Below are 26,802 nucleotides of genomic sequence, written 5' to 3'. Positions count from 1 at the left end.
TTAATTTTTTAATGGAACTGGTGTAAAATTATATCTTTTTGTGGCTTTTCTGACTTCTATCATAAAATCCTCACCAGGATCTGTCTTTTGGGTACGGTATCCCTCATCCTGCTCAAGCCAAAGTGGGTGATCTTCAAAATTGATATACTCGTAATGCCCAATCAGAAACTTGATATCATATTTTTTAGCTAAGTACTTGACCAATTTTATGTTTGATTTCAATTGTTTTTTGGTCAATGGAGATTCTGATGTACCACCAACATTCTCAATGCCTATTGCATAATAATTTAGACCTATTACGTGCCTGCCCATATAGTTTTCGGGCATCATTCTATAAATCTTACCATCCTTGTCCACCAAAAAGTGTGTGGAGACGTTAAGTCCACTAACATTTTCTAAATCTGGTCGCCAACTGGGCAAGGTACTTTTATAAAAAGCATCAAAAGAACCCTCAAAAGTGGGGGTTGCGGTCCAATGTAACACAATCATTTTTGGGTCAATAATTATAGAATCCTTTTCAAGTCCATACCTATTTTTTATATACTCTTTGGTAAGTGCAACACGCTCTTCGTCAAATATGATAGGCTTGTCAATAATAGCCTTTGATATACCACAGTTGCTTAAAAGCAGAATGAAAACTACACAAAAGACAGGTCTCATGGTAAGGTTTTATAATTTGTAGAATCTTTGGGAAGCGCATAGCAAATAAAGAGTTTCTTTCTCCCCCACTCACGTGCTTTTTTTACATCTTTCCCCATGTAAATATCTATTCGGTTTCTCCACCTTCTATTCATCTTATCCTTAACTATAAAAGTGTCGGGCAAGGACTCAATGGTCATCATGGAGTTATGGTCTATGCCTAAGGCCATTAAATCCCTAGAAATTGCAACAACTTTCATCCCTGGTTTTAATGTATCACCCCAAGCAGCAATATTTGGATTACCCTGTGTTTGCCAAGAAACGGAATTATACGCTGATACCGTAACCTCATGGCCATGCCAATTGTATTTAGAGACCACTATTGCTTTTTCCTTTTTACAAGATAATAGACAACTAAAAGCTAAAATATAAACAAGAAGTCTTATCAATGCTATTGATTCTTTAACGTAACCACCCCCTAAACTACATAAAATATGGTATACTAAAAATGAACTTGTTTGCTATAGTATACTTTCTGTAATTTTACCAAGCTATGAAAAAAGAAAAGAAGCCCGATTACGTTGTCTTTGACGAAGAAACACAATCGTACAACAGTAAAATCCTACCCTATTCCAGCAATGTTTCTGCTCCAAAAATAACTCCTCCCGATGTTACTTCATGGAAGAACACCAATATCATTAGTGCCAACAATCAGTTTAAAGCAAAGTATGAAGCCATACAAGATGAGTATAAGCGAATGATGGAAGAATTTGAATATAACTCACTTGTTTACAATGCCAAGTTTAGCTTTGAACCAATTGTAGGGAAGGTTTATCATTTATATAGAGCTAAGGATGGCAGTGCATTTTTATCCTTGATTTTACCCAATGAGTGTAACTTTGAACATTTGGGCACCTTTAAATTAGGGTCAGATAAAACTTGGGAGAAACTATGACCTGGGTAATGGCACATAAGTTTCATCTGTCTTCATCATTGGAAAGGTTTTATCTCGCCAAGCCCTTTTAGCCTCTTCAATTCGTTCTTTAGAAGAGGAAACAAAATTCCAATAGATATGTCGCTCTTCCTTAAAAGCTTCACCACCAAACAATAAAACGTGCGTATTGGCTTGGAGTTGTATTTTGCAAATATCTTCTACTTTACTCACCAAAATATTGCCCTTTTGTATTTCTTCATCACAGGCTTTAATACTACCATCCACAATACAAATGCCAATCTCACCTTTTAAATCACCACCTACATCCAAATCATAAATAGAATTGTTTCTTATTTCCACCATAAATAGTGGAGAAAATGTTGGGACTGGGGACTTCTTGCCATAACCTTCTCCCGCAACAAGTGTAAAATGGGCACCACTATCTTGCCATTTGGGTAATTCAGATTCAGCTATATGATGAAAACTTGGAGCAATCTCTTCAAACTCTTTGGGTAGGGCTACCCAAATTTGATAGCCGTGGGCAGTGAATTCTTTTCCGTCCCTCAAACTTTGCGGAGTACGTTCTGAATGCGAAACCCCACTACCCGCTGTCATCCAATTTACCGAACCCGGTCTAATCAATTGTTTGGTTCCAAGGCTGTCTTCATGCATAATTTCACCCTCTAGCATAAAGGTCAAAGTGGACAAACCAATGTGCGGGTGCTGGTCGACATCCATATATTTTTTTGGTCCAAGTTTGGTAGGCCCCATGTGGTCAATAAAAATAAAAGGACCTATCATCCGCTTTTTACGAAATGGGATTAATCTACCAACCAAAAAATCTCCGATATCACGACTTCTTTCTTCTATTATTAAACCTACATTAGACATAGTAGTATGATTTCCTATTTTAGCCACAGAAAGTTACAATATTACCTTTTAAAATATGAAAATAGTCAAGCGAGTTTTACTGTTTTTGCTAATAGTAATTGCAATAGTGGTATATCTAAATTATCCGAAACTGAATGTAATTTCCGGATATGCTTCCAAGTATATGGCATCCAGTGTTTTAGTTGGTAAGCGTTCTCCCGAATCTATCATTAAAAATGATTTGGATATGCCCTTGATAAAACTAGCAAAAACTGAGTATAATGAGTCCGAAGCAGAAGCCACGGCTAGTGTTTACGGGTGTATGACCAGAAAAGCAATAGACCGCCAAGGTTTGGGAACAGTCTTAGTGGACAGTGACTACCTCGAAGACGAAATGTACCTACAACCCCAAAGAAACTTCACCAAGATTGAAGCTCCCTATCCCTTTGGTCATTTGCCAGCAAAGGATACCATATTTCCAGAGATTGACTATGACCAGTTGCAAAAGGCAATTGCCATGGCTTTTGAGAATAACGGAGTGCAAAAAACACGTACGCTTTTAGTGCTCTATAAAGGGCATCTGCTTGCCGAAAACTATATTGAAGGATTTACAAAAGATACTCCAGTTCTTGGTTGGTCCATGACCAAAAGTATTTTAGCTACCTGCTATGGTATTTTGGAGCATAAAGGAAAATTAGAAATGGAATGGCCTGCTCCAATTGCAGAATGGAAGAATGATGGACGCAAAGTAATTACACTAAACCATTTGTTACGGATGCAAAGCGGATTAGAGTGGAATGAGGATTATTCTACCATATCAGATGTTACTAAAATGCTTTTTTTAGAATCTGATATGACTAAAGCGCAACGCAAGAAAAAAGCAGCAGCCAAACCAACCGAAGTTTGGAACTATTCTTCTGGCACTACTAATTTGCTTTCTGGAATTCTGCGCCAACAGTTTAGAACCCAACAAAAATACTTAGATTTCCCCTACACCAGCTTTATTGACAAAATTGGCGCATACTCTATGTTGTTGGAAGCTGATTTAGAAGGAAACTACGTAGGTTCCTCATACGGCTGGGCAAGTACTAGGGATTGGGCAAGGGTTGGACAGTTGTATTTGGACAACGGAAACTGGAATGGTGAACAGCTATTCTCTAAGGAATGGATAAATTATATTACTACACCAACTACATTATCAGATGGTTGGTATGGCGCTCATTTTTGGTTGAACTCCGGTGGGATTTTCCCAGATGCTCCTAGGGATTTATATTCCATGAACGGTTTTCAAGGGCAATACGTGTTTATTATACCTTCTAAAAATTTAGTAGTTGTACGTACAGGGTTGGCTGAAAACCCAGTTTTTGATGTAAACCGGTTTTTGAAAGCGCTTGTTTCAACGATTAAGTAGGCTCTTTATTGCTCAAATAACGGTTTTAACTCCACATACCACAAAAGGAAGGTACTTCACAACAATAATTTCATTTGGGGACACTCTCATACTACATTTACAGTGTAATAATCAAGTAAATAAATTTTTTCATTTTCATATAGTGTTCTCGTAAAAGGGCCTTTGTCGAATAGACAGGGCTCTTTTTAGTTTACACCATTTTGTAGAATGAGTATCATCTGTTACTGGTTCTCGATACATTTTGCTTCTCAAAACACTCGCCCTGACATTACGCTAGACTTTTAAGGAATCCATTTATCTTTGCCAAAATCTGGCTTTCGCTTTTCTAAAAAGGCATTGCGACCTTCCTTAGCTTCATCGGTCATATAGGCCAAACGTGTAGCTTCACCAGCAAACACTTGTTGCCCTACCATACCGTCATCGGTTAGGTTCATGGCAAACTTGAGCATTTTTATAGAGGTAGGTGATTTTTCCAATACTTCCTGTGCCCATTGATATGCGGTAGCTTCGAGCTCCTCGTGTGGGACCACAGCATTTACCATACCCATTTCAAAAGCTTCTTGTGCAGAGTAATTTCGACCTAAAAAGAAAATCTCACGAGCTTTTTTCTGTCCTACCATTTTAGCCAAATATGCAGAACCGTAACCGCCATCAAAACTGGTGACATCTGCGTCTGTTTGTTTAAAAATGGCATGTTCTTTACTGGCCAGTGTCATATCACATACCACATGCAAGCTATGGCCACCACCTACAGCCCAGCCTGGCACTACTGCAATAACCACTTTTGGCATAAAACGCATCATACGCTGTACTTCCAAAATATTTAAGCGGTGTTGCCCATCCTGTCCCACATAACCTTGGTGTCCCCTAGCCTTTTGGTCGCCACCACTACAAAAAGACCATACTCCGTCTTTGGTTGAAGGCCCTTCGGCTGAAAGTAGGACTACACCAATGGATGTATCCTCCTGTGCATCATAGAATGCTTTGATGAGTTCACTAGTAGTATTTGGACGAAACGCATTACGCACGTTTGGGCGGTTAAAAGCAATACGGGCTACCCCATTAGCTTTTTTATAAGTAATATCCTCAAATTCTATAGCAGTTTGCCAGTTGGGTGACTTCATATGATTTCTTTTCTAAGCACTAAAATAATGGTTTTGTTTGGTCATTTCGAGTGAATATGAAAAATCTAATAGTTGTAAAATTGAGCAGAGTTGAAAGGTCTCAATCATCTGTTTAATGCGGTCTCATTTTAAAGTGAGTAAGGCCTTGTTAAAAACTAATTAAAATCATAAGCGCTTTCGCCTAGAATTAATAAAAATTTTCAACGAACTTCGTTATCGACCGATATAGCTTATTAAAACAAGACCATATCTTAACAATTAGCAGCCATTGGAACAGACCGTAATCTGTGTTTAATATTCAGTAATCTGTGTAATTTCCTACCAAAATATTAGCCGAAATTTGACCAAAAGATTTCTGTTATGAAGAAAAAAAAATACCATTAATTATATGCTTTATTTTTTTAGCAATAAACTTAAGCGCACAAGAAGGATTTAAAAACACCAAAGAAAAGAAAATTTATTTTGAGTTGCGACCTCTACAATTTGCTCTAAAAGGCTATTCAGTAGTGGGGCACTATGCATTAAATGATAGAACACAAATAGGGGCTAGTGTATTTGCTGCTACATTATCAGATGGAATCATAGATTTTGTTTGGGACACAGAAGGTTCTTTGGAATTAGAAGCTAAACAAGACATAGTAATAGGACTATCTTATCGCTATTTTTTGAATAAAAGAAAACCACATCAAAGTTGGTTTGTTGGTACTGCTGCAGGAGTAGAATTTTATACGTTAACGAATCAAAACGATGGTCAGGAGCTTGACTATACTTTTTATTTTCTTGCACCAAGAATTGGATATATCTGGTATCCTCTTAAAAGTAAAGTGCCAAACTTTTTTGTTACAGGGGAAGTCGTAGCTGTATTTCCATTAATAAATGACGGAAAGGTCACCTTTGAATCAGGAGCTACCGCAGATATCAACGATTTCTTGCCTTCTCCGCTTATTGGAATTGGTTATCGCTTTTAAAAAACATGCATATTTCATTTTAAAAACTAATCCAATTTTATGGTGAAGCTTTTAAGTGTTCATGACAAATATAATGAGCTTATTATCAATGATTTAATCGAAAATAGAATTATTGATAGTTTCAATATAGAAAAGTAATTCAATTGGAGTCCGATATCTTTACAAGAACAGGTAAAAGATATCGCACGCAGTCTTAAAAATTCAAATATTGTAAAATGAGAGCTTTGTATTTTCCTTCAAATCAAAATTTTGCTAGCTTATTCTTAAGAATTTCAATTGGTGGTATGTTTTTACTCCACGGTATTGGAAAACCTTTCATTGTGGGGATGGACAAGGTTATTCCAGGATTTATTGAGCAAGGTTTTCCTGTATGGACAGCTTACTTTTCAACAATAGTTGAAATCATAGGTGGAATGATGCTCTTAGTAGGTCTTTATTCAAGAATCGCTTCCATAGCTCTTATGCCAATAAGTTTAGGTATATTATTCTACCATTTTCCAAACGGTTGGGTTTTTCAAAGTATAGGAGGAGGTTGGGAATATCCTCAACTAATAATAGTTGCACTAGTCGTCATTTACTTTTTAGGTACAGGCAAATATGGAATAACAAAAACATGAGCGTAACAAAAATGATACATATCAAATCAATTCATCAAATTCATAAATTAGCAGGGCTTAATAAACCGAAGCACCCTTTATTCAGTATATACAGGATTGAAGAGTTGAAGTTGGATTCAGATAATTTTCCAGAAAAGATGACTTATGATTTTTATACCGTTGGTTTGAAAAAAAATCTTAATGGATATGTAAAATATGGAAGAACCAATTACGACTTTCAAGAAGGTGCTTTAGGATTTACAGGACCTTTCCAGTTAATGGAGTTTAGTACTGATTTAATACAAAATGCTAGTGGTTGGATTCTATTTTTCCATAAAGAACTCTTAAATTTTACCAAACTAGAGAAAAGTATTGATGATTACGGTTTTTTTGAATATGCTGTAAATGAAGGGCTTCATTTATCTAAAGATGAAGAAAAATCAATAGAGGAAATTTTCCAGAACATAGAAAAGGAATATCAATTGCCCATCGATAAATACAGTAAGCAAGTAGTTCTATCAAACTTGGAACTTCTATTAACATATTCTGACAGATATTATTCAAGACAATTCATATTAAGAAATGAAGTGAACAATCGCATTTTCTCAAATTTTAAAGATGAATTAAAGGCTACTTTTAATGACAATATTAAGCTACCAACAGTTGAGCAATTAGCAGAAAAACTAAACCTTTCCGCTAATTATTTGAGTGATTTTTTAAAGACAACCACCGGGAATTCTGCAATCGAACATATCCACCGTTACATTATAGAACAAGCAAAGAAGGACTTGGTTTTAAGCGATAAGTCCATTTCTGAAATCGCTTTTGAACTAGGGTTTGAATATCCACATTATTTCAGCAGACTATTCAAGAAAAAAACAGGACTTACGCCATCCGAATACAGATTAGAATCGGAATAATAACGGTGGCTAACAATGTATAAAAAATAATAGCGGTTTCGGTGCTTAACCGAAATCGCTTTTTTATACTTAGAGTCAGGCTTAATTCGAATAGTTAGATTTCATAACCCGCTACTATTCTTATACGAGACCGATAACGAAGCTTGTTTTATCTTTTCGTATTCTTCTCCTCAATCCACTTACCCATAAACTTAGTGCTTGCCATGGTTTGGTGCTGTAATAGCGAGCCGATAAAGTTATGGGAGCGGTGTTTTGCTAAAGTATTTTTTAAAGAAGTAATTGTTTTAAATAATTGAAAAGCTAAGTTTTGTTTTGCAAAGTGTTTATTTATGATTGCCACACCTGCTTTTTGCATTTTTAACCATTCCGCTTTATTGTTATAACTATTTATTGCCGCTATGGAAAATTCTTTTGGGTTTTCATAAGCTTTAAATTCTGGGATTCCCTCTGCTCCAACCGCTGTAGTTATTGTTGGTGTACCGTTTTGCATTCCGTCTACAACCTTTCCTTTAAGTCCAGCACCAAAACGTAACGGGGCAAGGTTAATTTTGGCATTCTGCATTACAGTATTTAAATCTTCTCCCCAGCCATGCACTAAAAAACCATCTTTTGGCTCATGTATTTCTGTGATTTGCTGTGGCAAATAGGCTCCGTAGATATTGAGTTTAACATTTGGCAATTCTTTTCTAACCAATGGCCAAATATCAGCTTTTAAATATTTTACAGCATCTACATTGGGTGCATGCTTGCCATTGCCGATAAAAATAAAATCTTGCCGATCTTCAAAAGCTGGCCATTGGGCTTGTGCTTCTTTAGAAATCGTATCCAATAAAAATGGTAAGGTAAGCAATAAACTTTCTGTTATACCAAAAACACTTTGTAATAATTGGGTTTCAACCTGAGAAATCATAAGGGTTAAGTCAGAACGGTAAATACTTGCAATTTCCCGTTTAGTGATATCTTCTTTTAGCCACTTTGCATTAGTAAACGCTTCGTTAGCTTTTATACAGGCTTGCCTTATACTTCGTAAACTATGTAAATCTTCTGTATTTAGTATTCGTAATGCATTGGGAGCAAATTGGGCAACACGCCAACCAAATTGTTCTTCAACCATAAATCGGTCAAAAACCACCACATCTGGATTTAAGCTGCCCACAAAGTCATCAAAAGTGGCATCGTTTAAAAGAATTTTCTGGGTTTTTATATTTAAATCTAAAAGTTTTTCGGAATAGCTGGTTTCTTGCGCCGTAGTTGCGAAAGTAATCTCATAACCGTTAGCTATAAAACTTTCCAAAAGTTGCACCATACGATGTCCTGCTGCTGTGGTTTTGGGCTCTGGCCAAACATAACCAAGGAATAAGGCTTTTTGCATAGTGGTTGAAAATAGAGCTTACCTACATCATTTGTGCAAACTTCTTTGAGATATTGGAACGCAATTTTCGCTCGTAATCTTCCTCTAACCACTCTTTGTAGTTTTTGGTATTGTTCATGATACAATACGAATATTGGCGGACCCTATATTGAATTTCCTCTTTCAATTCTTTTGCTAAAATTCGCGCATCAAACACATCTTCACTATTCTCCACACAAATTTGAGCATGCTGTTCTATGCTGCGTTCCAGCACTGTTTTAGACTTTCCGCCTTCGGCAAAGACTTTTTTATACTCCGCCTTAATATCAAAGTGAATATTTTCAGACTTGCTGAATTTAGCCTTGAGTTCGTCTGGCATTTCATAGACGAATTCACGCTCTATTTCTTCATCATTTTTAATATTCTCCAAGTAAAAATCTGGAAAATGGAATATTTCTTGCCAATCCAATGGCTCATCCCATGGTCCAAAACGGGCAATATTATTACCCATATCAATCACATTGAACTTGTCCTTATTGGGTAATACACGCGAACCACGACCAATCATCTGAAAATATAAGGTCAATGACCGTGTTGCTCTATTTAAAATTATGGATTCTACTGTAGGCTCATCAAAACCAGTAGTTAAAATACTTACAGAGCTTAGAATGGCATCGGGAGTGTTGGAAAACCACTCTAGAATTTCTTTTCGCTCTGCAGCACTATTACGATTGTCCAAATGTCTCACATTATATCCTGCCTTCTTAAAGGTTTCATAGACATAATGTGAAGTGTTGATGCCGTTATTGAAAATAAGGGTTTTGGTCCCCTTGGCCACTTCTTCATAGGCAGTTACCAATTTGCCCAACATACTTTGATTTCCGTAAAGCTCTTCGGATGATTTCACGGTATAATCCCCATGAATACCCAGCTTTAAACTTTTAAGGCTAACATCATAATTGTACAGTTCAGCTTTGGACAAGAAGCCTTTTTCTATTAGGGATTTAATGGATTTTCCCACTATCAATTTCTTGTAGTGGTCTTTCATGGGCAGCTTGATGTTTGAGCTCAAAGGTGTAGCGGTTACACCTAAAATGGTAGATTTTTCGAAGTATTTGAACAGTTTTCTAAAGGAATTGTAATGTGCTTCATCTATAATGACCAATCCAATATCCTTAATCTTTATCTTTTCTTCTTGCAGTCGATTATTTAGGGTTTCCACCATTGCCACAAAGCAGGTGAACTCATCTTGGTCATCAAATTCTTTTACCTCACTATTAATGATTTTGTTCTTCACCCCAAAACCATGAAGCATTTTGGAAGTCTGTCGGCTTAACTCTATCCTATGGGTCAAGACTACCACTTTCTTTTTGGTCTGCTCTATATAGCGCCTAGTAATTTCAGAAAACACTACAGTTTTACCACCACCGGTGGGCAATTGGTAAAGCAAGTTGCTACCATCTGGCATGCTGTCCAGTTCCTTGAAGATGATCTTGAGGTCTTCTAACTGATAATCGTAAAGTGTTTTTCTTGCAACTTCTTTTTGTACTTCCAAACAGATATGCTTTTGCTCAATTAATAACAAACCTTACAAAACTAGAAGATTTTAAGGGTAGTTCTAAATTCTTTTGGAGGAATATTTCAAATACTATTAACAATTAGCAAGTATGTAAAATGTAAGGTCATTATTTAGCAATGCTCATAAAATTTTTATAATAAAGCATAATACCATTTGGAAAAACGGTTCTAAAGATGTATTATGAGAGCTATTACCTAAAAACTAGAAAAACGCATGAGGCAACTTAAAATCATTAAGCAGGTTACCAACAGAGAATCCAAATCTTTAGACAAATACCTACAAGACATTAGTAAAATTGATTTAATAACTGCCCAAGAAGAAGTAGAATTAGCGCAAAGAATACGCACTGGTGACCAAGTTGCCCTCGAAAAGTTGACCAATGCAAATTTACGGTTCGTTGTTTCTGTAGCAAAACAGTACCAAAACCAAGGTTTAAAACTTCCAGATTTGATTAATGAAGGAAACGTTGGTCTGGTAAAAGCGGCCAAACGTTTTGATGAGACACGTGGATTTAAATTTATTTCCTATGCTGTTTGGTGGATACGTCAATCCATTTTACAAGCACTCGCAGAACAATCACGTGTGGTTCGTTTGCCGTTGAACAAGATTGGTTCCATTAATAAAATCAAAAAAACGTTCTCATATTTGGAACAAGCGCATGAGCGACCACCTTCTGCAGAAGAAATCGCCAAGGAACTTGATATGACGGTTACCGAGGTCAAGCAATCGCTTAAAAACTCTGGACGCCATGTTTCCATGGATGCACCACTAAAAGAAGGAGAGACTTCTAATTTGTACGATGTAATGCGTGCTGGGGAATCTCCTAAACCAGATCGTGAACTAATGCACCAATCCTTAAATACAGAAATCAATAGGGCATTGGATACGTTATCACCACGAGAAGCAGATGTAGTTCGTTTGTACTATGGTATAGGACAACAGCCGTCGATGACCTTAGAGGAAATTGGAAGTACGTTCGATTTAACAAGAGAGCGGGTTCGTCAAATTCGAGAAAAAGCAATTCGAAAACTCCGTCACAATTCTAAAAGTAAAATTCTAAAGACTTATTTAGGATAAAAAAAGAGCCCAGATAATTATCTGGGCTCTTTTTTTTATAAACACACTAAACTTAAGAACAATTCATTTGGGTAATATCGTAATCCGTTAGTATTTCATTTAGCTTATTAATGAAATTAACGTAGGCAGTATTTTCATTGTTTTGGTTTTCCATAGGTTTTAGGTTTTGGGGCAAAAAAGGCTATAGGTAATCCAATTCGGCTAATTCGTTTATACTCAAAATTTCATTTAACTCTTGTAAAAATGCAAGGTATTCCTCACCGTAGGTATCGTATAACATGCTAGATTAGGTTTTTAAATTTGGGTCTTTCTAATTAACACTGTAAACATATCCTAAACTTTAGAAGACGACAATAAATTGTGGTGAAGGCTATCTAAAATGTTGTGAAGGTTAAAAAAATGTAAAAAACCGATTTTACTGTAGTCCTAATCTCACACATATGTTAAATAAGTCAGTATCTTGTCACTAATTCACAAAAAAGTACTTTTCGCAACATAGGGGGGCTAAACCAATGTATATGCTGTTATAATTCCGCAATATGCAATGCTTATCTACGTTTTAGATATACTGTTTAATATAGACCCAATGACGAAAACCTATTCCACTATCTTACGAAAACTTCATTTATTGCTATTGTTTATCAGTACAGTTGCAATTTTAAAAGCAAATACTCGCAATTCAACAGTATATAATAGCAGCAGCGAACTTCTTGTCCAAAGCAATAGCTTTAATGCAAAAAAGCGAAGTAGCTTTTCATTAAATGGCATAAAAGAGCAAGTGGACAGAGGCTTAACTATTGTACACTTTTTTAATACAGGGAAATTTGAATACCGTACTTATGACACCCATGGTAGTGCTGATGCTGTCATAGAAATAAAAGAGGTTTTGTCACAACTATTTGCGAATGATGCAACTTTTGCAATTTTAGCACATGATTCTGCTGCCAAGGCTTTTGATGGCAATACCGCTGCTTTAAAAGAAATGGGACTTAATACCTTAAGTGCTTTGAAAAGCCGCCAAGCCTATATTATGCACAACCTAAATGGAAACATTATAGAATTGGTCGATGACCTGACTATTGACCTTAAAGTTGACGTACCCAATAATATAAGTGATATAAAAATTTATTTCCCAAGGGAGGTTTACACTTTTGTTCCCAACAATAATCGCTATATAGCACATGCTGGCGGAGAAATCAATGGAGTTAAATCTACAAATACCAAAGATGCCCTTGATGCAAATTATGTTAAAGGGTTCCGACTTTTTGAACTGGATATTATCACTACATCTGATGGGAAGCTAGTTGCTGCACATGATTGGCGCATGTGGTCCAGATTTACGGATTACGAAGGAGAGCTGCCCCCTACCCACGAAGAGTTTATGAAACGTAAAATTTATGGAGACTACACCACACTAGATTTAAAGGGAATAAACGACTGGTTCAAGGCGCATCCAGATGCTACCTTGGTAACTGATAAGCTCAATGATCCTGTGGCCTTTGCCGAATCATTTGTTGATAAGGACAGGCTTATCATGGAGCTTTTTAGTGTAATGGCCGTTGAAGAAGCTGCTAGTAACGGACTAAATGCAATGATTTCCCAAAAACCTTTTATGAGCTTAAAAGGGGATAAACTAGATTTTTTGGAAATAAACAATATAAAATACATTGCTTTATCCCGTAGATTGATTTCCAGAGAGAAAAAATTACTTCTAAAACTAAAAGATGCTGGTGTAAAAGTATATGTATACCATGTAAACTTTGACCCAGGAAAGGATGAGACCTATGTATATGAAAATGAAATTGGACTGGTTTATGGAATGTATGCAGATAAATGGGCTTTTGATTCCAAAGATGATCAGGCTTCAAAATAGCTGTTTAGTGCATTTCTAAAACTTCACATTATAGTTAAGTCCTGCAGTAATTCCCCAGAAAAAGTTATTGGAATCAAATGCAAGTTCTTGTCGTCTTACCCCCAGCCTAGCTTTATAAATGTTTTGGCTATTCTTACTGGTAAATTGATATTCCAAACTCATACGCTGTGATTCTATAAAAAGTAATGTTTCGGCCAATAGTGTATCACCGGCAACAATTTGTCTTAGTTCAGGAGAATACCCCACACCTACACTAATTCCCATATAATTTTCAGCATCCTTAAGATACTTTCTTGTTAAGAGATTGGCAGAAACCCTAGTAAGATTCCCCGGTCTTGGAGTTATAAAAGAACGAAGTGAAAAGTAATAATTACCTCTGTAATGCCCAATGGAATTGGTTATGGCCGTAACATTTCTAGTTCTAGTGACTATGTATCTTCCACCTGCAGAAAATTCAAATGCACCGGGCAAGCTCACATAAACATCTCCTCCCACCTTCTGTTCTGGATAAATATCCGCATTTGAATAGCCATAATTTAGATAGGCATAAAAACGCTTAAGAAATTTTGGGTACATATCTATTTCGTACTGCAAGCCGTTAATTCCATTACGATTACTAAAATTGACTTTGGGAATTATACTTCCAATTTTGGTTTGATGCCTGTAGGAGATGTTAGAAAAGAAAATAGGATCATATCTTTCACTAAAAACGGTATATGAATTATTAACTCCAAATCTTCCTACCAATGCATTATTTTCAGTTTCAGAAGTGTTTTCTATTTTGGCACTTTCTACTTTGGTTTGCTTACTTTTTTTATGCTTACTAATAATTTTTTGGTCTGTGTTGTACCACCCCAGTACAGAATATTCTTTGTTTTCTAACCTTTCCTTAGCTATTCTTCTTAAACGCTGAATTTCTTTAGTATCGTTGTTATAAAAAATAGCTTTGTTCGCCAAGCCTAGAGCTGTAGCGTTATTTCCGGCATATAATTCGTTTTTAATTGAAGCTACCCAAAACTGTTTGTCATTTTTATCTTTGGAAATTAACTTATTGTATGTTTTACGTGCTGTTGTGTATTCACCATTCCAAGTATAGGTTTTAGCCAATAAATATTGGGCCTTATCATCCTCTGGGGAATTCTCAGCAATTTTCATAAGTACTTCCCTAGCCTGTTTATGTTTGCCTTCGTATGCCAATTGATGGGCATCTTCATAGGAGTTGTCAGCCAAATCTTGCCCCCACCCAATAACGGAAAGGAGCATAAAAACTGTACAATATGTGGAACGTCTTAATATCATTGTTCTAAAGATGCTACAACTTTTTCTGGTTCAGGTTTTTTGTATGTCTTTATGCCCACCTTACGAGCTTCTCGCCTAGCTCGCGCTATTTTATCCGACACCACATCAGCATTTGAGCTATTGGCCTGTACCAATTCTATAAGCTCTAAGGCTTCATGATTAAGTCCATTCCAGAAATAGACATCGAAAAGCGCAGAGTATGAGTCAATATAATCTGGGTTGATTTTTATACATTCCCGCAGTATTTCGATAGCTGTTTCGGAATTTCCTCTCCATGCATTGACCCTGCCCATTAAAATTTTTGTGTCCACATGCCTTGCTTTTTCCGAAAGGATATAGCGACATAACAATAAGGATTTATCGTATTCTTCATCAAAGGCCAAATCTCTTGCAATCATGTAGAACTTATCAGAATCATAACCGTTGTAGAGACTGTTGAACCAAATCATTTCACTGTCCGTAAACTTTTCTTTTTTGACAGTAAATATTGCTAAGCTATCAGGGATAATCTTGTTGTTGTTGGTTACATAAGCATTCATAGATTTAAAAGCTTTTACTTTACTCTCCAGATTTCCACCACCAAAAGAGTTACCTAAATTCATATCTCCATCCACTTCATAGACAGAACCTTCAGAAAATAGTTTTTCGCCACTGATATATTCTTTCAATTCGTTTTTGTTTCGCATTAAAGGAATGTCCTTGATAGATCTAAACTCAACATTAGTATCAAGTACATCTCCCATCCAGGCCACTTTTTTTGGCATTTTTAGTTCGTACTTACCTTCTAACAGAGACAGTAGTGTTGGAGTTACATCAAAATGAGAGGAAATGGCACTCATTTTCCTATTAGTCTTTAATAATGGGCTATGTATTATTAGGGGGACATGGAATCTACTCAGATTGTTCCGCTGTGGTATAGGAATTAGTCTATGATCACCGGTAACAATAAAAATTGTATTATCATATCCTGGCTGCTTTTTGTATTCTTCAAACACATAGCTTAATGCATCATCCGTGTATAGTAAGGTTGCAAAAATGTTATCGTTCTTTTTGATTACCTTTTTTGTCCTACTATCAAAATTTCCAATAGATAATATTTGTTCTACCTGCTTTTCATAAAATTCTTGTCGCGGAGGTATAAAGGGCTCGTGGTTACTAATGGTCATATATACTTCTAGCCTATTTGAGAGAGCACTCCTATCAATACTCATACTTTTTTTGAACAGTTCTTTATCTGGGTATCCCCACGAAAAGCCATCTGTTCCTGCTTGCATTTCATAATCATTTCCAAAAGTTGATTTATCCAGAATAAAATCTAAATTTTCACTTATTAGAAAACTATCTACATTATCAAACGTGCTATTGGTTCCTTGATAAAAAGAAGTGTGGTATCCGTTGTTTTTCAGAATACTGAACAAGGTTAATTTATTTGGGTATTCCTCTAACTCCATGAAACCACTTTTACCAAATGGTAAAGAACCCATAAGAGACGGCAATACACCAAAAGTTCTCCCTGTATTACTGAGACAGTTCTCCCAATATAAAGACTTCTCTGTAAGTGAATCCAAGAATGGGGTAAATCCGCCATACTCGGCACCCTCACCTACAAAGTCCCTTCCAAGGCCTTCTACTATTATAAAAACGATATTGGGCTTTTCCTCCCTTAGGTCAAAAAATTCCCCAAGTGGATTCGCTATTTGCTGTGACTTAATTAAAGGATATTCTACATTAGCATCATAAGAAGTATCTTCTGTTGAACTATTGTATAAATTTATAGCCAGATATTGACTTTTATTTTGATTTATAGGTTTACCTTCTAAGTATAGTGTAGAGATAAAGAAACTAAATAAGATGATTGTAAAAGGATACATTCTACCTATATAATGATAGTATTTAGATGTTACTTTATAGAGCCCAAAATACACCCCAATTATTATGATTATTCCTAAAATGGGTAAAAAGGATATTCCCCCAGAATTGGAAATGGTCATTTTTATATCCTTAAAACTATACCCCAATAAATCTGACCCTAAGGGAACTAGAACCGTACAATAATAACTTATTAGAGCTGCTTCTATAATGAGCAAAAAAGCAATAATTACAAATACAAGGTTGAAGCCATACTTTGGTCTTAAGTTTTCCCAAAAATTAAATGGAAATACTAGAATAAGCCCAATTATAGACGCATAACCCAATTGGTGCGCAACAGCAATAAAGAAACTGCCACTGAATATTGTATCTACCACACCTTTAAAGTATAACGTGGTGTATTGGTATATTGAAAGCAATAACAAAGTACCAAAGAAAGAGATGATTAATCTGGTGTATTGTTTTAAAGTGTATCTATCTATTGAACTTGTATTCATTCTTTAAAAATTAAGCTGCTTTGGCAAAGCCTTTACGTACTTGTGAGCCCCAGCCAGATTTTACCCTAAATAATTTTTTTAGATTTCCCCTTACCGCAGAATACACAAGAATTGGATGAAATGTAATTGGCTCTAGGATTGCACACAGTAAAAGCATTAAAATATCTTTGGTTTTTTTATATTCATTATAGGTGTATACATCCCATAGAATAGCATAAAAAGAAAATGTTATTGAGAAAACATAGATTGCAGCAGTTATAGCTATAAAGAAATCCCAGTTTATAATTCCTAAATACCAGAAATATATAATGGTAAAAAAACCAAAAAACTCCAGTAATGGTGCCAACCATTCATAAAAGAACCAGTAAGGATAACTGATAAGACCAAGTCTTCCAAATTTAGAATTGAAGAACATGTCCTTATGCTTATACAAGGTCTCCAAATTACCTCTTGTCCATCTATCTCTCTGATTTACCAAGATGTTTAAATCCTCTGGAACTTCTGTCCAACATAAAGAATCCGGTATATATTCAATGGTGTAGGCTTCTTTAAGCTCGTGCATATACCTTCTCATCCTAAAAACCATCTCCATGTCTTCACCTACAGTATTTGTATCATAACCCTCTACGGCCAAAGCAATTTCTCTGTCAAAAAAACCAAAGGCCCCGGAAATAATCAATAAACTATCTATTCTTCCCCATGCCATACGTCCTAATAAGAAAGAACGCGTATACTCCAATAATTGAAATCTTGCCAACCATTTCTTTGGCAGTTTTATTTCTTCCAAGGTTCCCCCGGATATTGTACAAGAATTTGCAACCCGGATTACCCCGCCAACAGCAATGACTCTTTTCTTGGTTCGCTGTGAAAAGGATTTGACCACATGTAGCAAAGCATCTGGACGTAACAGGCAATCAACATCTATACAGCCAACATACCTGCTTTCAGAAAGAAAAATCCCAGTATTCAACGCATCTGATTTGCCGCCATTTTCTTTATCTATTATTGTAAGTTTTGCAAATGAAAGTAGTTTGGATTTGTATACCCCGCGGATTGGTTTAGACTTCCAATTTGGGTCTATTTCCCGTTCTACTTTAACTAAATCATAGGCTTCAATCATTTTTTGAAGTGTATCGTCCTTACTTCCATCGTTTACTACCATTACCTCATAATTCACATATTTTAGTGATAGCAGCGAGCGGATGTTTTCTACAATGGTTAGGCTCTCATTATAGGCTGGAGCAATAATGGTTATGGTTGGAGCTATTGGTGATGCCATTACTTTGGACAAATCCCCAAAGCTATTTTTGTTTTTGTAGTGCAGTGAGTTTCTTGTAGAAAAATAACCCATGAATACGAAAAGGCAGAACAAGATAGAACTGAACAACAAGAAAATGAGGTCAATATATTCTAGTACTATGTCAAATAAACTAGTGCTCATGATTCTCTTTTTGGTTGCTTAAATTCAAAAAGAATTCCTCTGATAGTTCAAAATCAAAATCATCGTCCTTTTCTTCAGAAGCGTTAATACCAAACTCATCATATAAAAAACATAACTCTAGTGGTAGTTTATTGTCTTTTTCCCCCTTCTCTTCTATGTAAGGAGCTTCAATATTATTTTCTAATTCAAAAGTTTGGGATGGATTAATTAAATCATCTCCAAGTGTATCCAACAAGTTAATCTCATCATCATTTGCATAAATATCTTGAATGGAATCTGAAAGTTTCTTTTCCAATACTGCAACGGTCTTTTTAGAAAGCTTAACAATTTTTGATTCTTTAGAATTCAGGAGTTTTTGCAAAAAGACAATCTCTTTTTCATCGCCCAAAGATTCCATCTGCTTAATCAGCAATAATTTAGAATCTAAATCAACCGCTTTTTGAAATAATGGGTAAAACACACTCTCTTGCTCCTTGCCAATAACAATATCTTTAGATTGCTTAGTCTCTGGTAACTCACTTTCAACTATTATAGAACTTGTTGGCTCTGAAGTTTCTTCAGATTCTTTTTGCAATATTTTTTTTACTGGAAAAGAAGTTTTTAGCTTTTTAAGTTTTTTGAATGCTTTAAAACGAAGTTCTGACTCAACCTCATGCTCCATGACTATTTCAAGGAATTCCACTTGTTTGGAGTCTACTGTTTCTTCCATGTTCTCCAAGTATGTATCCTTGTCCGCAAAGTCCATTTCAGCATATTCCTCCACATTAACTTTACTATGGTAGACATCATCATTTTCAGATGATAAAAGACCAAGTTCCACATCTAGAGAGGAAACCGTTTCATTATCCATTTCCTCAAAATCGAAATCTGTTTCTTCTGGGACAACTACTACTGGATCTACTATTTCTTTATTTTTTATTTCATCTGATTCCGAGTCGTCAATTTCAAAAACGTCCATTTCATCAGTAGTTTCAATCTCTAAATATTCATCGGAAATTGAAACAGTTATAGTATCATCAGAGTGAATTATTGAAGGCTTTTTTTCTTCACCCAATGGAATCTCTATATCTGAACCAGCAGCTTTGGTTTTGGTGATATCCTTTGTTGGCAAAACACTTTCCGGAGCTATACTGTTCATAGCACTTCTAGCTTTGCTGCTCACTAAAAAGTTGAGTTCTTTTACAGAAACACCATTTAAAAAAGGAATGTCAGATTCGTTTCCAAAAATAGCGATAGCACCAAGAATCTGTATTTTAACTTCATCATTACATACAAGGAATACATCTCTTAAAGTAGATTTGGCTTCGACAAAATTAAAATCTTTTATACACTGTATTGCTGCTAGTTTTATTTGGTCATTTTTATGTTTTATCAATTCAATAATTGAGGCAGCCGCATCGTTTTGATTGTAGTGTTTTATTAACCGTAATGCGAACAAAACCACATCTTTATTTTCTGAAATAAGCCATGATTTAAACCTTGGGGGCTCATAATCCTTTAGACCGCTCAACGCTTCTATCATTTTTAATTGTTGCCATTCACTTATGGCATAGCTGGTAGAATCAAGGATATAGTCAATCCCTTCATGACGCAGCTTAATGGTAGCTATTTCCGCTTGTTTACGAATTGTCCCTCTCTTGTCATTAATGAACTTAGTGATTAACTGGTAAGACTCTCCAACCTGCATTTGAGTGAGTTCTAAAATGCCTTTTGAAACAACCTCCCAGCGCCAACTTTTAAGTTTGGCAAAAGCATCATGATGCAAGCCAAGTTCTCTGTACAACTTAAAAAGCCTCTCTTCTGTAGTGCCCGAAACATCTTTTTGAAGATCAAAAAGTATTTCAGCTAAAATTTTTCTAAAACCTTTATCCCGTAGATACTCTCGAATCTCAATTTTTAGATTTACATATTCTTTTTGCTCATCTTTTGAGTCTTTAGGAGAATGGAATAGGAAATTGCTAATTACTGGAGCAAGCTCAGACCTTTTACTAGCGGTCTTTACTGCTTTTTGTGATAGCTTGTTCTTAAAAAAGAAAATGAAAATAAAGTACAGCAAACCCAGTCCCAAAAAGAGAAAGGTCAAGTTCCACAATACATTTGTATCAGTTGCTGTGGAATTAACGTATAAAAGACTTTTATATGTTTGAGTAGTTAAGTTCAATTCATTCTACTTATTTCCCTAGAAACCCGCACCAATAATTCTGAAGGGCTTACGGGTTTAGAAATAAAATCATTCGCACCCATTTCAAAGGCGCTCAATACATTTTCTTCATTAGAGGCTGATGATATTAAAATAATGGGAATGGTAGATTTTAAATCATTTCTTATATAGTCTACCAGTTCAATACCAGAAAAATAGGGCATCATTATATCACTGACTATAATATCTGGCAATGAATCGTTTAGCCAATTCTTCACTTCTTTGCCATCACTTTTCAATACTACCTCATAACCTCCTTTTTCGAGACGGTAATTTAATAATGATGCAAGCATGTCATCGTCTTCAGCTAGTAGGATTCGTCTTTTTCTCAATGGGATTTGGGGGATTTAATTATTATTATGTTGTCTTTATTCGTTGTATTTCCAATTCAATCTTAGGAGCAATATTCTCATATTCTTTTAAAAACTCCTCATATAGAAAATTAAGGTGTTTAGGATCTTTATCGGATTTGCACACCAAGCTCATCTGTTCACAGATTTCTATAAGATTATTTAGCTTAAACATTCGTAAACCATTTTTAATCTTATGTGCTGTAAAACCTACACCATCAAAATCATCATTTAACAAGTGGACCTTGGTTTTGCCGATAAACTCAAGAATATTTTTCTTGAATAACTGCACCAGTTCATCGAGTAACTCAACCTGTCCCATACAATCTTCCAATACGGGGTCTAGGCTTAGCTCTTCAGTTACATTGTTCTTACTGATTGGCTCTATGATTTCAATTTTAGCGTCACTTTCCGTCATCTTTCTATTTTTATTATTAACAATTTTCTTGAGTAAGTCGTTTGGTTTAAAAGGTTTAAGAATAAAGTCGTTGATGCCCAAAGCCGTAAATTGCTCCTTGTCAGAAGTACTAAAATCTGCGGATAGGGCTATTATAGGAATGTTTTTTATAGATTTTTTTGAATTGCCACGTATTTGTTTGGTAATTTCAAACCCTGTCATATTAGGCATTCTAAGGTCCATGAGAACAACATCGATTTTATGGTCCTGTAAGATTTTTAAACCAAAGAGTCCATTATCCGTTACTATAGTTTTACAGCCCCAGTTTTGTAAACGGCTTGTAATAAGTTTTTGGTTTAACTGATTATCTTCAAATACCAAAACTGTAATATCAGCTAAAGGGTTTTGCGTCTGCTTTACAATACTTTTGACCTTTTGACTTTTTTTTGGTTGTGCTGAAGCTTTTTTATAAGGGATTTCAAATTTGAATGTAGTTCCAGAGCCTAGAATGCTTGATACTGATATTTTACCATTAAGCTGCTCAATAATTTCTTTTACGATACTTAGTCCAAGTCCAGAACCACCATATTTGATGTGAGTGTCCTTTTCTGCCTGTTGGTAAGATTCAAATATTTTGCCCAACTTGTCTTTTGCAATACCAATGCCAGTATCCTTTACCTCAAATCCTAAGTGGACTTCATCACCCTCGATTGACTCAAGGTTTACAGTAAAGTTTATCTCTCCGTTCTCAACAAACTTAACTGCGTTCCCCAAAAGGTTCAGCAAAACCTGAGTGAGTTTAGATGGGTCCCCAATAATAGTTTTAGGAATATCTTTATCGATACTTAAATTCAACTTTACATCCTTATTCACAATAAGGGTTTGGGTTAAGTAACTTAACTCCTTTAGTAAGTTTTTAAGGTTGAACTCAATAAGTTCAAAACGTTCTTTTCCAGAAGATAACTTTGAAAATTCTAATAATTCATTGATAATGGTCATTAAATTATTAGAAGCAAGGCCAAGTGCAGTAACCAATTCTTGTTGCTCTTTTGTGAGTTTGGTTTCCTGCAATAAATCTACAAAGCCAACAATTCCATTCAGTGGCGTACGGATTTCATGACTAACATTAGCGATTAGAGAGCTTTCTGTTGTAGCCAAAGTAGTTTTTTGGGATTCATTATCATCAACAATAACGGCCTCTGTATTTCTTTCACCAAAAACTTTACTTTCTAAACCATTTTTAAATGATTCAAATGTTTTTTTAAGGCTGGATGCCTCAGAAGCACTCAACTCTTCAAATGAAAACTGGTCTAGACCATCTTCAATTTTTGAAAGCTGCGTTAATAATTCTCTGGTATTCAAAGTAGTTTTTTTAGTCTCTTGCAGATATATTTTCCAAAAAAGAGGTTAACAATCTGGTTTTTATAATTTTAAAGCTCCCCATTTCACGTAGTGTGCACAATTAATTGTTACCTACATTCGATATTCTGTTGTCAAAATGCTTTATTTGTAGGTATAAATTTTTTGGAATGAAAAAACTTGGGATGTTATTAGCTGCATTATCACTGTTTGCTTGTGGTGAAGGTGAAAAAAAGAAGGAAGAAAATTTGGCAGAAAAGGCTAAAAGAATTCATGAAAAAGTAATCACTATCGACACCCATGACGATATCAATGTAAAGAACTTTACAGATTCAATAAACTATACCCAACGTCTTGATAATCAAGTTAATCTACCTAAGATGAAAGAAGGTGGATTGGATGTAGCTTGGCTAATTGTTTACACTGGGCAAGATTCTCTTAATGCTGAAGGCTATGCTAAGGCATCAGAAAATGCAATGGCTAAGTTTGACGCTATACATCGTCTTTGTGAAGATTATGCTCCCAATGAAATTGAATTAGCACTGAATTCCAATGATGTTCGTCGAATTCATAAAGCTGGAAAGAAAGTAGCGATGATAGGGGTTGAGAATGCTTATCCAATTGGTGAAGATTTGTCAAAATTTGAAGACTATTACAAGCGAGGAGCAAGATATATTTCCCTATCCCACAATGGCCACAGCCAGTTTTGTGATTCCAATACAGGGGAAAAAGATAACGTTTGGTTATATAATGGTTTAAGTGATATTGGTCAAGATGCTGTAAAAGAGATGAATAGATTAGGTGTTATGATTGACATATCACATCCATCAAAAGAATCTATGAAACAAATGGTAGCGCTTTCTAAAGCACCTATTATAGCATCACACTCTTCTGCTAGGGCATTATGTAATCATAGTAGAAACTTGGATGATGAGCAATTAAAGTTATTAAAGGAAAATGGAGGTGTGGTACAAACAGTTGCATTTAGCTCTTACCTAAATAAGGAAAAGCATGAAGCTAGAGCTGAGTACATGAAAACTGTTTATCAATCGGTCGCAGATTCTTTAAACATGAATTGGTATGCGCGGTCTGAGTTTGCTACATTATCTGACCAGCAAAAAGGTGAGTTTATGGAAAACTACCCAAAGATCATGAGTATTGGTAAGGATTTAGTGAAAAACATGAAGGACGCTCCTGCTCCTGTGGCTGTTTCTGATTTTATTGACCATATTGATTATATGGTAGATCTAATTGGTATTGACCACGTAGGAATCAGTTCAGATTTTGATGGTGGCGGAGGGATTGATGGTTGGTCCGATGCTTCTGAAACATTAAATGTTACCACGGAATTGGTAAAAAGAGGATACACCGAAGAAGAAATAGAAAAACTATGGGGCGGTAACCTATTACGTGTTTTAGATGAAGTACAAGCTGTTGCTGGTGAAATACAAGGAAGCTAAACTTCCTCATCTTTTTTAGCCAATCTGTCTTTTACAAACTCGATTTTTGTCTTACCATGTGGTTTTGGTTTACCATTATCATCTAAATTAACCATGATGATGTTATCCACCGTTACTATTGTTTCCTGAGTCATTTTATTACGTACCTCACAGTTAAGGTTTAGTGAACTTTTGCCAAATTTAACGGCCTCAACGCCAATTTCCACAATATCCCCCTCCTCTGCCGAGCTCATAAAATTAATTTCCGACATGTATTTGGTGACCACCTTTTTATTTTCCAATTGAATAATGCTATAAAGTGCGGCCTCCTCATCTACCCAAGCCAACACTTTTCCGCCAAATAGGGTTCCATTAGCATTTAAATCTTCAGGTTTCACCCATTTTCTAGTATGAAATCTCATTGCATGAATTTAGTATTTACAGCAAAATTAGAGAAGAAAATAGGATTATAATAAACTGATTTGGCCTCCACCTAAAGTTTTAGGGATAATCAAATTTGTTCCTAATTTTTTATTCAAATTATCAATAAAATAGGCAGATAAAAGCGGAGATTCCAATTCCATATTTTGATGCACAAAAAAATGAATATTTTTTAAACCCATTTTCTTCCATTCGTCTAATTTGTTTACCCAATCTACCAGTCTTAAATAATCACTTTCATGATTTGCTCCCACATATCTTACAAAAGCCTCATTTGTGGTCAACCGCATATGCATGATATCCCTTCTGCCCGCAGTATCGACCAATACGTTGGTAATATTGTTTTCTTCCAGCAAATGATATAGCTCATTGGCGACAGATTCGTCATTAAACCAATCTGTATGTCTAAACTCCATGGCCAATGGAAACTCCTTTGGCCAATATTCCACAAAACGCACTACCCTATCCCAGTTTTTAGGATCAAAATTGTTGTGCATCTGCAAAAAAATAGTTCCAAGTTTTTCCTTTAATAAGGACGTTACTTCTAAATACCTATCCGTAATTTCATATACCTTTTCATTCATTCTTCGTAAATGACTTACCTCATTGGTCATTTTAGGAAAAAACTTGAAATCTGATGGTGTTTTGTCATACCATTTCTGGTAGGTCTCTGCTGGAAAAATGCGGTAAAAGGTTGCGTTTAATTCTATTGAATTAAACTGAGTTGAATAATAGCTCAACTCGTCTTTCGTTCCACGAGGATAGAAGTTTTTTAAATCTTGCCTATTCCATTTTGCACAGCCCACAAAAATATTAAAAGGACCATCAATTTTAGAATTACCAAGTAAAACCTCAGTTTCAGGATGGTTGGGGGGTATTGTAAAATCTATTAATTCTGGGCGGTCAACTTTTCCAAATTTCATAGCTGTTGCATGGTTTTAACTAGATTCTAAAAATACGTAATTTGATTTCTTATGACATGTTTTATGATGTTTATAAATACGTTGACAAATAAAAAAAATCAAGATTTTGCATCAAAACAGTTACGCTATCTTTATAAAAACTATCACAATGAACGATAGGTCCAATAATTTACTGCGCATTCGTCCAGAGATTAAAACTACCCAAATAAATAGTGACATGAGTTCCGAGGAGCGTTTTCAGAACGAAACCCTTCGTCCTATTCTTAAGTTTCAGAACCCTCTTATTATTGAGATGTTTAGAAATTATATTCGAAAACATAAGAATGCTTTTTTAGAGTTATCTCTTGAAAAAAGGCTTATGTACATAGAGAACGCTATTCAAAAGGATGTTAAGTTCCGGAATTCTTTAAAAGGGATGGTAATAGGTCAATTTACAGTTGATGAATACGCAATCTATATCCAAAACTCTTCTGCATTGAACAAACGAATGATGAATATGGTTGTTGAACGGTTAAAAGACCAAGTTCAATTACTTGATGAGTCTGTTTTAGCCTATTAGTGATTCACCATTTAGATTTGTGGTAAGGATAGAGCTCATCAAATCAAAATAAGGTCGTATTGTTTTGAAAGAATGGTCTATCTGTTCTATAAAATCCTTAGCAAGAACTTCTTTGTCCGTAAAATTTCTAACAAAGATGAATTGCTTGTGACGCAGTAATTCAATATCTGGATGTTCTTTATCAAATCCTTTAGGTGCTGTTTTCACAGCATCTCCTTGCAACTCTCCCCAAACTGATTTAAAAGATTTTTTATTTATGACTTCTCTAAACTCTGTAGCGTCCAATTCCAATTCCTTCCTTATACGCAGTAAATCTTCTTTATTGGGTTCCCAAAACCCAGCTGCCAAGAATGTTTCCCCTGGTTTTATTCTAAGATAGTACCCGCCTCTTCGCTCAAGTCCCATTCTAGAAAAAGATCCTGCAAAATGTGCTTTGTAAGGCGTTTTGTCTTTTGAAAAACGCACATCTCTATAAATACGAAAAACCTTTAGCTTCTCTATTTGGTCGTGCTTATTAAGATTTTCCATAATGGCATTATAAAATACTTTTACATCGGTTTCATGTGATTTAAAAGTATCCTTGTTTTCTGTAAACCATTCTCGGTTATTGTTCTTTTCTAGTTTCTTTAAAAACTCAAAAGCCTCTTTCTTTATAATTTCAGCAGACATAAAACAAACAATTCATA

The 26,802-nt window shown here is 35.5% G+C and carries 24 protein-coding genes; 9 read left to right on the top strand and 15 right to left on the bottom strand.

Features of this window, described 5'->3' with window-relative positions:
- Both AACP56_RS00975 and AACP56_RS00970 read right to left on the bottom strand, forming a co-directional pair.
- Nucleotides 1-660, bottom strand: coding sequence for a peptidoglycan recognition protein family protein (locus tag AACP56_RS00975; protein ID WP_339334408.1), 660 nt, complete (start codon nucleotides 658-660; stop codon nucleotides 1-3).
- Nucleotides 657-1,088, bottom strand: a complete 432-nt coding sequence (locus tag AACP56_RS00970; RefSeq protein ID WP_339334410.1) for a 3D domain-containing protein — start codon at nucleotides 1,086-1,088, stop codon at nucleotides 657-659. Before AACP56_RS00970 ends, AACP56_RS00975 begins: the two co-directional genes overlap by 4 nt.
- Nucleotides 1,089-1,192: 104 nt before the next feature.
- Here AACP56_RS00970 and AACP56_RS00965 point away from each other — a divergent pair, with 104 nt between their 5' ends.
- Entirely contained in the window at nucleotides 1,193-1,594 is a 402-nt protein-coding gene (locus tag AACP56_RS00965; RefSeq protein ID WP_339334412.1) for a DUF2452 domain-containing protein, read from the top strand.
- Here AACP56_RS00965 and AACP56_RS00960 read toward each other — a convergent pair.
- Nucleotides 1,589-2,464 (bottom strand): pirin family protein, encoded by an 876-nt coding sequence (locus tag AACP56_RS00960; RefSeq protein WP_339334414.1) that lies wholly within the window; start codon nucleotides 2,462-2,464, stop codon nucleotides 1,589-1,591. The two genes, AACP56_RS00965 and AACP56_RS00960, sit on opposite strands and share 6 nt — an antisense overlap.
- Nucleotides 2,465-2,519: 55 nt before the next feature.
- Between AACP56_RS00960 and AACP56_RS00955 the strand changes: the two genes are divergently transcribed.
- Nucleotides 2,520-3,854: a serine hydrolase domain-containing protein gene (locus AACP56_RS00955; RefSeq protein ID WP_339334416.1), complete on the top strand. Its 1,335-nt coding sequence runs from the start codon at nucleotides 2,520-2,522 to the stop codon at nucleotides 3,852-3,854.
- A 281-nt stretch (nucleotides 3,855-4,135) separates the two neighbouring features.
- Here AACP56_RS00955 and AACP56_RS00950 read toward each other — a convergent pair whose 3' ends face one another.
- Nucleotides 4,136-4,978, bottom strand: coding sequence for a 1,4-dihydroxy-2-naphthoyl-CoA synthase (locus AACP56_RS00950; protein ID WP_339334418.1), 843 nt, complete (start codon nucleotides 4,976-4,978; stop codon nucleotides 4,136-4,138).
- A 467-nt stretch (nucleotides 4,979-5,445) separates the two neighbouring features.
- Between AACP56_RS00950 and AACP56_RS00945 the strand changes: the two genes are divergently transcribed.
- The 3 genes from AACP56_RS00945 (at nucleotide 5,446) to AACP56_RS00935 (ending at nucleotide 7,462) form a co-directional block, all read left to right on the top strand.
- Entirely contained in the window at nucleotides 5,446-5,946 is a 501-nt protein-coding gene (locus AACP56_RS00945; protein WP_339334420.1) for a hypothetical protein, read from the top strand.
- Nucleotides 5,947-6,161: 215 nt separating this feature from the next.
- A complete protein-coding gene (locus AACP56_RS00940) occupies nucleotides 6,162-6,563 on the top strand; it encodes a DoxX family protein (RefSeq protein ID WP_339334422.1) in 402 nt (133 codons plus the stop codon).
- On the top strand, nucleotides 6,560-7,462 hold the full coding sequence (locus AACP56_RS00935) for a helix-turn-helix domain-containing protein (protein WP_339334424.1): 903 nt from the start codon (nucleotides 6,560-6,562) through the stop codon (nucleotides 7,460-7,462). The genes AACP56_RS00940 and AACP56_RS00935 overlap by 4 nt, the downstream gene beginning before the upstream one ends.
- 148 nt (nucleotides 7,463-7,610) lie before the next feature.
- On the opposite strand, the gene AACP56_RS00930 is transcribed toward AACP56_RS00935, so the two are convergent.
- Together AACP56_RS00930 and AACP56_RS00925 are read right to left on the bottom strand one after the other, a co-directional pair.
- Nucleotides 7,611-8,834 carry a glycosyltransferase gene (locus tag AACP56_RS00930; protein WP_339334427.1) on the bottom strand — a complete coding sequence of 408 codons (1,224 nt, stop codon included), beginning with the start codon at nucleotides 8,832-8,834 and terminating at the stop codon, nucleotides 7,611-7,613.
- A 22-nt stretch (nucleotides 8,835-8,856) separates the two neighbouring features.
- Complete coding sequence (locus AACP56_RS00925) at nucleotides 8,857-10,368, bottom strand: DEAD/DEAH box helicase (protein WP_339334429.1); 1,512 nt, start codon at nucleotides 10,366-10,368, stop codon at nucleotides 8,857-8,859.
- Between the two features lie 237 nt (nucleotides 10,369-10,605).
- Here AACP56_RS00925 and AACP56_RS00920 point away from each other — a divergent pair, with 237 nt between their 5' ends.
- Nucleotides 10,606-11,469, top strand: a complete 864-nt coding sequence (locus AACP56_RS00920; protein ID WP_339334431.1) for a sigma-70 family RNA polymerase sigma factor — start codon at nucleotides 10,606-10,608, stop codon at nucleotides 11,467-11,469.
- 586 nt (nucleotides 11,470-12,055) lie between these two features.
- Nucleotides 12,056-13,342, top strand: a complete 1,287-nt coding sequence (locus AACP56_RS00915) for a hypothetical protein (RefSeq protein WP_339334433.1) — start codon at nucleotides 12,056-12,058, stop codon at nucleotides 13,340-13,342.
- Nucleotides 13,343-13,357: 15 nt separating this feature from the next.
- Here the strand turns inward: AACP56_RS00915 and AACP56_RS00910 are convergent, their stop codons facing one another.
- From AACP56_RS00910 to AACP56_RS00885, 6 genes are read right to left on the bottom strand one after another with little or no spacing between them, the layout of a single operon-like run.
- Nucleotides 13,358-14,641 carry a YaiO family outer membrane beta-barrel protein gene (locus tag AACP56_RS00910; RefSeq protein WP_339334435.1) on the bottom strand — a complete coding sequence of 428 codons (1,284 nt, stop codon included), beginning with the start codon at nucleotides 14,639-14,641 and terminating at the stop codon, nucleotides 13,358-13,360.
- A complete protein-coding gene (locus AACP56_RS00905) occupies nucleotides 14,638-17,007 on the bottom strand; it encodes a sulfatase-like hydrolase/transferase (RefSeq protein ID WP_339334437.1) in 2,370 nt (789 codons plus the stop codon). The genes AACP56_RS00910 and AACP56_RS00905 overlap by 4 nt, the downstream gene beginning before the upstream one ends.
- Before the next feature lie 10 nt (nucleotides 17,008-17,017).
- Nucleotides 17,018-18,448 (bottom strand): glycosyltransferase family 2 protein, encoded by a 1,431-nt coding sequence (locus tag AACP56_RS00900; RefSeq protein WP_339334439.1) that lies wholly within the window; start codon nucleotides 18,446-18,448, stop codon nucleotides 17,018-17,020.
- Entirely contained in the window at nucleotides 18,438-20,609 is a 2,172-nt protein-coding gene (locus AACP56_RS00895) for a HEAT repeat domain-containing protein (RefSeq protein WP_339334441.1), read from the bottom strand. The genes AACP56_RS00900 and AACP56_RS00895 overlap by 11 nt, the downstream gene beginning before the upstream one ends.
- Entirely contained in the window at nucleotides 20,606-20,980 is a 375-nt protein-coding gene (locus AACP56_RS00890; RefSeq protein ID WP_339334443.1) for a response regulator transcription factor, read from the bottom strand. The genes AACP56_RS00895 and AACP56_RS00890 overlap by 4 nt, the downstream gene beginning before the upstream one ends.
- Before the next feature lie 25 nt (nucleotides 20,981-21,005).
- Nucleotides 21,006-22,757 (bottom strand): ATP-binding protein, encoded by a 1,752-nt coding sequence (locus AACP56_RS00885; protein ID WP_339334445.1) that lies wholly within the window; start codon nucleotides 22,755-22,757, stop codon nucleotides 21,006-21,008.
- A 167-nt stretch (nucleotides 22,758-22,924) separates the two neighbouring features.
- Between AACP56_RS00885 and AACP56_RS00880 the strand changes: the two genes are divergently transcribed.
- Complete coding sequence (locus AACP56_RS00880; protein ID WP_339334447.1) at nucleotides 22,925-24,214, top strand: dipeptidase; 1,290 nt, start codon at nucleotides 22,925-22,927, stop codon at nucleotides 24,212-24,214.
- Here the strand turns inward: AACP56_RS00880 and AACP56_RS00875 are convergent.
- Nucleotides 24,211-24,615, bottom strand: coding sequence for an acyl-CoA thioesterase (locus AACP56_RS00875; RefSeq protein WP_339334449.1), 405 nt, complete (start codon nucleotides 24,613-24,615; stop codon nucleotides 24,211-24,213). The two genes, AACP56_RS00880 and AACP56_RS00875, sit on opposite strands and share 4 nt — an antisense overlap.
- A gap of 45 nt (nucleotides 24,616-24,660) precedes the next feature.
- The gene (locus AACP56_RS00870) at nucleotides 24,661-25,557 is read right to left on the bottom strand and encodes a DUF72 domain-containing protein (RefSeq protein WP_339334451.1); all 897 of its coding nucleotides are present in this window, start codon (nucleotides 25,555-25,557) and stop codon (nucleotides 24,661-24,663) included.
- 148 nt (nucleotides 25,558-25,705) lie between these two features.
- On the opposite strand from AACP56_RS00870, the gene AACP56_RS00865 reads away from it, so the two are divergent.
- The gene (locus AACP56_RS00865; RefSeq protein WP_339334453.1) at nucleotides 25,706-26,116 is read left to right on the top strand and encodes a glyoxalase; all 411 of its coding nucleotides are present in this window, start codon (nucleotides 25,706-25,708) and stop codon (nucleotides 26,114-26,116) included.
- Here the strand turns inward: AACP56_RS00865 and AACP56_RS00860 are convergent.
- Nucleotides 26,105-26,785 (bottom strand): DUF2461 domain-containing protein, encoded by a 681-nt coding sequence (locus tag AACP56_RS00860; RefSeq protein ID WP_339334455.1) that lies wholly within the window; start codon nucleotides 26,783-26,785, stop codon nucleotides 26,105-26,107. The two genes, AACP56_RS00865 and AACP56_RS00860, sit on opposite strands and share 12 nt — an antisense overlap.
- Between the last annotated feature and the right edge of the window lie 17 nt (nucleotides 26,786-26,802).

Source organism: Croceitalea sp. MTPC6 (genome assembly GCF_036985525.1).
In the GTDB taxonomy this organism is placed as follows: domain Bacteria; phylum Bacteroidota; class Bacteroidia; order Flavobacteriales; family Flavobacteriaceae; genus Croceitalea.
Note: the sequence above shows the minus strand (reverse complement) of the source record. Positions and strands in the feature narration are given on the sequence as shown.